The sequence below is a fragment of the Aeromonas sp. QDB25 genome (genome assembly GCF_027707725.1).
Lineage (GTDB): Bacteria > Pseudomonadota > Gammaproteobacteria > Enterobacterales > Aeromonadaceae > Aeromonas > Aeromonas caviae.
The window spans coordinates 36,028-43,979 of the sequence record NZ_JAPCIZ010000038.1; the positions used below are offsets into that span (position 1 = coordinate 36,028).

Sequence of the window (7,952 nt, forward strand, 5' to 3'; positions counted from 1 at the left end):
CCATGACCCAAGCCCGGATAGTGGTCCGCCCCCACCCCAGCTATGTGGCGGGAACCGCAGATCCCTACCATTTTCTCTATCGCATCGAGATTGAGAACCTGGGTCCGGGCACGGTGCAACTGCTGCATCGACGCTGGCTCATTACGGATGCCAATGGCAAGATGCTGGAAGTGGAAGGTCCCGGCGTGGTCGGTGAACAACCCCTGATCGCCCCCGGCGAGACCTTTTCCTACCAGAGTGGCGTTCCCCTCGCCACACCGCTTGGCGTGATGGAAGGCAGCTACATCCTGCAGGATGAATCGGGGCAACAATTCGAAGCCCCCATCGCCCCCTTCACGCTGGCCGTCCCCAACATAATCAACTGAGGTTTCATGGCGAACTGTTTCGTCGGTGATATCCAGGGCTGCTACGACGATTTGCGCCGTCTGCTGGATCTTGCCGAGTTCGACTTCGATAACGACACGCTCTGGCTGTGCGGCGATCTCGTCGCCCGGGGGCCGGACTCCCTCAACACCCTGCGTTTCGTCAAATCACTGGGGCAGCAGGCCGTCACCGTGCTCGGCAACCACGACCTGCACCTGCTGGCGGTGGCCCACGGGGTCGCCCCGCTCAAGAAGAAAGACAAGCTGCAGGCGCTGATGGAGGCGCCGGATCGGGACGAGCTGCTGGAGTGGCTGCGTCACCGTCCCCTGCTGGCAGAACACCCCGACCTGCCCATCATGATGGTGCATGCGGGCCTCTCCCCCGCCTGGGACGCCCACACCGCCCGCAGTTGCGCCCGGGAGGTGGAGAGCCTGCTGCGCGGGGATCAGTACAGCTGGCTGCTGCACAACATGTATGGCGATCAGCCCGACAGCTGGAACGACAACCTGCTGGGCATAGAGCGTTACCGCTACATCATCAACAGCTTCACCCGGATGCGCTTTTGCTACTTCGACGGGCGCCTCGACTTCAAATGCAAGAAGGGCCCCACCGAATCGACCCCGGGCCTGCGCCCCTGGTTCGAGCAGCGCGAGCACCATGTGGATGACCCCATCCTGGTCTTCGGCCACTGGGCGGCCCTGATGGGCAACACCGGCAAATCCGATATCAAGGGACTCGACACCGGGTGCGTCTGGGGCAACAGCCTCACCCTGTGGCGCTACGAGGACGACGCCCTGATCGCCACCCCCTGCCCGGCCTATGCCAAGTAGAGCGGCTCTCTGCGGAACAAGGGAATGATCCGCCGTTGAGAGGAGAGCAATGCCCTCTCCTGTGAAATGGAGCTGAAAACAGAACGGGCCCGGCAATGCCGGGCCCGTTTTTTCATGATGAGCGGATCAGAGCCTGCGCCCCAGCCGTTTCTCGACCTGGCGTCGCTCCCATTCCGGGCCAAACAGCTTGAAGGGCTGGAACAGGTTGATGGCGTGGGAAGCCAGCCCCAGCCCCCATCCCAGCATGGGCCACCAGGCCCAGATATAGTCCGGGTTGCTCAGGTAGTTGATGACAAACAGCCCCCCTATCACCAGCACATAGCTCATGAGGTGGCCGTAGAAGCCCCTGAGCCCCTCCACGAACTTCATCGCCTCCCGCTCATCCCGCGCCACCTGCACGCGTCCCCGATCTTCGCCCTCATTCCCTTTCATCTCGCTCTCCTGCAGTTGGGTCACATCGAGCTCGAAGACGGCGGCCAGGGCCTTGAGGGATTCCAGTCCGGGTTGTTGTCCCTGCTCTATTCGCTGAATGGTGCGAACGCTCAGGCCTGTGAGGGTCGCCAGCTGTTCCTGGGACCATCCCCGTTGCAATCTCAACTTCCTGACGATCATCTTGCGCTCCTTGTGGTGATTGACAGGGCCAGCATAGGGAAAGGGGATGAGAGGCAACACGACAGATGGCCGACACTCACCTGACTTCCTTTAAAAATCAAAATCTTACTACCACGCAATCGTGGCTCTTGCGCCCCGAGCAACCAGGCTTGGCGTGCCGCTGGCGGCCAGGCGTCGCGGGGGCTTACAACCCCTGCATCAGCTCGGCACCAATCTCGAAGGAGCGCAGGCGCGCCTGATGATCGACGATGGGGCCGTTGAACATCAGCTCGTCCGCTCCGGTCTCTGCCAGCAGAACCTTGAGGCCGTGGCGTACCCGATCCGGCTCCCCCACCAGGGAGCGAGCCAGGGTCTGCTCCATCGCCATCAATTCGCGGGGAGACCACTCATCCCCCAGCGTCTGCACCGGCAGTGGCAGCTTGCCGGCATCCCCCCGGTAGAGACGCAGGAACTGCTGCTGCAGGGTGGTGAACAGGAAGCGGGCCTCACGGTCGGTGTCGGCGGCGATCAGATTGACGCACACCACCGCATGGGGTTTGGGCCAGCGGGCAGAGGGGCGGTATTGGGTACGGTAGAGCTCCAGCGCCTGCAGCAACATGGCGGGAGCGAAGTGGGAAGCAAAGCCGAACGGCAACCCCATGGCCGCAGCCAGTTGGGCACTGTAGAGGCTGGAGCCCAGCAGCCAGATGGGCACATGGAGTCCCTGACCCGGCACCGCCTGCACGGCACCGACCTCGTCGCCAAAATAACTCATCAGTTCGCGCACATCCGCCGGGAAGTCATCCACCTCGCCGCTGCGCTGGCGGCGAAGCGCCTGCATGGTGCGCTGATCGCTGCCAGGGGCGCGGCCCAGGCCGAGATCGATGCGATCCGGATAGAGGGAACTCAGCGTGCCGAACTGCTCCGCAATGACCAGGGGGGAGTGGTTCGGCAACATGATGCCGCCAGCCCCGAGCCGCAACGTCGTGGTGCCCCCGGCCAGGTGGCCAATCAGCACCGCTGTGGCGGCGCTGGCAATGCCCGGCATGTTGTGGTGCTCCGCCAGCCAGTAGCGGTGGTAGCCCCAGCGCTCCGCATGGCGAGCCAGATCCAGCGAGTGGCGAAACGACTCGGCCGGTAGACCACCTTCGGGCACGGGCACCAGATCCAGCACGGAATAGGGGACGACAGACATGGGACACTCCATTGGTTCACAGGGCGTTTATCAGGGGAGCAATGTAGCACGAGATATCTGGACGAATCATCTCACCACAGGGCAAGGGAGCAGCGCGAAGGCCGACTGTTGATTTCGGGCCGAAGAGCGCAAGATCGAGTCCTAGGCTTTTTGTCATCCAGCAAGCACACTGTTAGGTGACCAATACGGCGATCGCCAGGGGACAAGGATCCGTCCATGACAAACGCAAGTCTCAGTCGCAGACCCTTTTACGTACACATTGCCACCCTTTTCATCCTGCTCTTCTCCTTGCTGGGGGGCGCCCTCATCGTGCTGCAGTTCCAGCAGGGCATGCAGCAGGGGCTGGAGCACGAACGTCAGAGCTTCCAGCAATACCGGGAGCAGCTTGCCCTCGCCATCAAGCTGAACCAGCGACCAGCCCGCATGTCCCTGAATCTGCTGCGCAGCGGCCAGCTGTCCGCCATGACAGACCTCGAGACGCGGCTCGCCTTCCTGCCCCAGCTGGCGGAAGTACTGGCCAACAGTACCAGTTACGGCGCCATCTATGCCGGTTACGAGGACGGCGATTTCTTTCTGGTACGCAAGCTGACCGAACGGGCGAGAGGGGCGCTGGAGGCGCCTCCGCCCGAGAGCCGCCTGCTGGTCCAGAGCCTGCATCAGGGACAGGGAGAGTTCCTCTATTTCGACCAGCGGCTGCGGCTGCTGGAGCGGCGCCCCATGCCGGACTACCGTTTCGATCCGCGAGATCGGGGCTGGTACAAGCAGGCACGCTGGAACACCGGCATTATAGTGACCCACCCCTACCTCTTCTTCACCACCCGGGAGCCTGGCATGACCCTGGCGGTGGAGAGCGATGACCGCCGGGCAGTGATCGGGCTGGATGCCGGTGTCGAGGGGCTCTCCTCCCTCATCGGCGAGCTGCCCCTTCCCAGCCACAGCCAGCTGGTGCTGTTCGACGAGGCCGGCACCTTGTTGGCCACGGACCCGAAACAGTTGCCGAGCTTCGACCAGCTGAGCCGCCTGCCCATGCTGACAGCCCTCAGGCATCCCGTCCTGGCCCTGCTGCAGCAGGAGATGGCGAGCCAGCCCACCCTGCTGCACAACCCCTCCGAGCTGACCCTGAGCACCGACAAGGGGGAGGACTGGCTGATCAACCTCTCCTCCCTCGGGGAAGGCTCCCCCTTCTATCTCGCCCTGCTGGTTCCGGCGAAGGTGCTCACCGCCCCGGCTCGCCAGGATGCCCTGCACAACCTGGCCTGGGCATTCGCCGGCCTGCTCCTGCTGCTGCCCGTCATCTGGCTGGTGGCCAGACGGACGGCCACCCCCTTGCTGGCTCTGACCGCAGAGGCCGAGCGGATCCAGCAATTCGACTTTGGCCAGAGCAAGGAGCCCGGCTCGGCCATCCGGGAGATAGACGATCTCGCCCGCGCCATGTCCAGCATGCGGTTGACCCTGGGCAACTTCATGAGCATGGGACGGGCACTGACGGCCGAACACCGCTTCGATTCCCTGCTGAGCCGCATCCTGCATGAAACCGTGTCCGCGGCCCAGGCGGAAGGAGGCGCCCTCTACCTGGCGCAGAAGAAGCAGATGCAGGCCGTTCAAGCCATCTGGCAGGGGCAACCGCTGCCCTGCGAACAGGTGATCTGGCAGGATACCCTGCTCGCCGGCCTCTATCACACGGAGCGTCTCAGCCTCCGCCTCGATGAGGAGCAGTGGAACCGCTGCCTCGTGGGCTGGGGCCCCTTCCCCGGCCCTTGCCAGCTGCTGGTCGAACCCCTGCACAACCACCGCCAGGAGCTGATCGGCAGCCTGCTGCTGGTGTTGCCGGACTGCTCCCCCCGGGAGCTGGTTTCACGCATCAGCCTCATCGAGGCGCTGGCGGGCATGTCCGCCTCCGCCATCGAAAACCAGCGCCTGCTGGAAGAGCAGAAACAGCTGCTGGAGGCCTTCATCGAGCTCATCGCAGGCGCCATCGACGCCAAGAGCCCTTACACCGGCGGCCACTGCCAGCGCGTCCCCGAACTGACCAAAATGTTGACGGAGGCGGCCTGTGCACAGCAGCAGGGGCCCTTCAGGGACTTTAACCTCAACGACGAGGAGTGGGAGGCCATTCACATCGCGAGCTGGCTGCACGACTGCGGCAAGGTGACCACCCCGGAGTTCGTGGTCGACAAGGCCACCAAGCTGGAGACCATCTACGACCGGATCCACGAGATCCGCACCCGTTTCGAGGTGCTCAAGCGCGATGCCCACATCGAGGCGCTGGCGGCCAGACTGCCGGCCTCGGAGCGGCAGGCGGCCGAGGAGGCGCTGGCATCCCACTGGCAAACCCTGGATGAGGAGTTTGCCTTCGTGGCCGAGTGCAATCTGGGGGGCGAGTGGATGGCGCCGGAGAAACTCGCCAGGCTGGATGCCATCGCCAGCCGCACCTGGTTGCGCACTCTGGACGATCGGCTCGGCATCAGTCAGGAGGAGCGCAAGCGCCACCAGGAGGCCCCCTCTCCCCTCCCCTGCCGAGAGTCGCTGCTCGCCGACAAGGCGGTCCATCTCATCCCTCGCCCCGAGCACGACAATCTCGCCCGACACAACCCATGGGGCTTCAAGGTGCGGGTGCCCACCCACCTCTACAACCGGGGGGAGCGCTACAACCTCGCCATCGGCCGTGGCACCCTCACCGAAGAGGAGCGCTACAAGATCAACGATCACATCATCCAGACCATACGCATGCTGGAGAAGCTTCCCTTCCCCCGCCATTTGCGCAAGGTGCCGGAGATTGCGGGGGGCCATCACGAGCGGATGGACGGCACGGGCTATCCGCGCCAGTTGCAAGGGGGGCAGATGAGCATTCCCGCCCGCATCATGGCCATTGCAGACATCTTCGAGGCGCTGACGGCGAGCGATCGCCCCTACAAGTCTGGCAAAACGGTCTCCCAGTCCCTGGCCATCATGGTGAAGATGGTGCAGGAACAGCACATAGACCCGGCCCTGTTTGCCCTCTTCATCGAGAGCGGCATCTGGCGGGACTACGCCATACGCTTCCTCGCCCCCGAGCAGTTGGACGAGGTCGAATGCCAGGCCCTGCTGGCAGGATCACACTGACCTTCCGCTGGCACTCGCCCATAAAAAAACGGTCAACCCGGGTTGACCGTTTTTCGTTCCACTTCGCCCCTTAGAACAGCAGGTGCGCCACACCGGCAATCACCGGCAGGGTGACCAGGGTGCGCAGCAGGAAGATGACGAACAGCTCCCACAACTTGACCGGGATCTTGCTGCCCAGCAACAGAGCGCCCACTTCCGACATGTAGATGAGCTGGGTGACCGACATGGCGGCGATCACGAAGCGGGTGATGTCGCTCTCGATAGTGGAGGCCAGCACCGCCGGGATGAACATGTCGGCAAAGCCCACCATGATGGTCTTGGAAGCGGCTTCCGCCTCCGGCAGTTGCAGCAGCTCGAGCAAAGGCACGAAGGGCGCCCCCAGCCAGTTGAACACCGGGGTGTGCTCCGCCAGCATCAGGGCACAGGTCCCGACGGCCATCACCACCGGCAGCACGCCAAACACCATGTCCAGGGCGTTTTTCACCCCTTCACGCGCCACGGCGCCGAGATCCGTCATGCTGTCGGCCTTGGTCAGGGCACGATGGTAGCCGTAGCTCAGTACGCTGTGCTGATGGGGGATGGCCTCCTGCTTGCGGCACAGGGGAGTACCGTCGCTGTAGACATCCTTCTTCCAGGAGAGCGGCGGCAGGCGCGGCACCACGATGGCGGCCACCACACCGGCCAGGCAGACGGTCAGGTAGAAGGGGACGAACATGTGCTCCAGCTTCACCTGGGAGATCACCACCAGACAGAAGGTGATGGAGACGGCGGAGAAGGTGGTACCGATGACGGCCGCTTCCCGCTGGGTGTAAAACTTGCCTTCATACTGCTTGCTGGTCAGCAGGATCCCGACGCTGCCATCACCGAGCCAGGAGGCGAAACAGTCCACCGCAGAACGACCCGGCAGACGGAACACCGGACGCATGATGCGGGTCATCATGGTACCGACAAACTCCAGCAGACCAAAATCCAGCAGCAAGGGCAGCAGCAGGCCCGCAAAGATGAAGACGGAGAACAGTACCGGCAACAGATCATGCAGCACCAGGCCGCCGGTCGCCCCTGAGCGCAGCACCTCGGGACCGGCTTCAAAGAAGGTCAACAGCACGAAGACCCCGCCCAGCACCCGCACGCACGCCCAGAAGGGGGAGACGTTGAACAGGCTGTTGAGGAAGGGGCGTTTTACCAAGATCGCCGGTTTGAACAGCCAGGCGATCAGGGTCATCAGCATGGTGGTGGTGATGATGGCGCTGACCATGGCCACCAGATGATCGACAAACACCGTTTGAACCAGCTTCGCCAGCACGGCGACGGGAATGGTGACATTGCCGTCATAGATGACCGGGGTCATGAACAGCAGGATCCCGATCAGTGACGGGATCAAAAACATCAGCACGTTGCGGCGAGTACGGATTGCCGGTGCTTCCAGGGTCTTTTCCAACATATAAACAGCCTTAAATGTGACTTTTCCTTCAGCCGGGCCGCCTGCATACTCATGCCCTCGCCCGGAAAACGGGCGCAAGAATAACCCAAAAAACTGCACAAACAAGCCGTTAATTGATCATTTCAAGCATAAATATTTTATCAGGCGAACCATCCATAAGAACAAACCAAAACAGTCATGCATATCGATTCAATTTGAATGGTTAGCATAATGTTTCATACAGGTTACATTCAGGTGCGCAGTATAATCCGCAGCCACTGTCAGGCAATAAGAGACATGAAAAATATATCTATAGGGTGATCCCGTCGATCCTCCCATAAAAAAAGGTTCTTCGCGGGATCCTGGGAAAGTGGAAGTTGACAGACAGGGTGCTGGTAAACTGGCTGTCTCCAAACACACCACCACCATCACCCTGCTGTCGCCGTGCATC

The 7,952-nt window shown here is 62.4% G+C and carries 6 protein-coding genes; 3 read left to right on the plus strand and 3 right to left on the minus strand.

The features are described from left to right. Positions 1-2: 2 nt before the first annotated feature. Positions 3-365: a Co2+/Mg2+ efflux protein ApaG gene (gene apaG / locus PG883_RS14025; protein WP_010673206.1), complete on the plus strand. Its 363-nt coding sequence runs from the start codon at positions 3-5 to the stop codon at positions 363-365. A gap of 6 nt (positions 366-371) precedes the next feature. Then, positions 372-1,193, plus strand: a complete 822-nt coding sequence (locus PG883_RS14030) for a symmetrical bis(5'-nucleosyl)-tetraphosphatase (protein WP_039040022.1) — start codon at positions 372-374, stop codon at positions 1,191-1,193. A 126-nt stretch (positions 1,194-1,319) separates the two neighbouring features. Here PG883_RS14030 and PG883_RS14035 read toward each other — a convergent pair whose 3' ends face one another. After that, positions 1,320-1,805 carry a 2TM domain-containing protein gene (locus PG883_RS14035; protein WP_041211140.1) on the minus strand — a complete coding sequence of 162 codons (486 nt, stop codon included), beginning with the start codon at positions 1,803-1,805 and terminating at the stop codon, positions 1,320-1,322. Positions 1,806-1,989: 184 nt separating this feature from the next. Beyond that, positions 1,990-2,979: a luciferase-like monooxygenase gene (locus tag PG883_RS14040; RefSeq protein ID WP_270807334.1), complete on the minus strand. Its 990-nt coding sequence runs from the start codon at positions 2,977-2,979 to the stop codon at positions 1,990-1,992. A gap of 216 nt (positions 2,980-3,195) precedes the next feature. On the opposite strand from PG883_RS14040, the gene PG883_RS14045 reads away from it, so the two are divergent. Further along, entirely contained in the window at positions 3,196-6,081 is a 2,886-nt protein-coding gene (locus tag PG883_RS14045; RefSeq protein WP_270807335.1) for an HD domain-containing phosphohydrolase, read from the plus strand. A gap of 70 nt (positions 6,082-6,151) precedes the next feature. On the opposite strand, the gene PG883_RS14050 is transcribed toward PG883_RS14045, so the two are convergent. Further along, positions 6,152-7,522 carry a YjiH family protein gene (locus PG883_RS14050; RefSeq protein WP_236275104.1) on the minus strand — a complete coding sequence of 457 codons (1,371 nt, stop codon included), beginning with the start codon at positions 7,520-7,522 and terminating at the stop codon, positions 6,152-6,154. Positions 7,523-7,952: the final 430 nt, after the last annotated feature.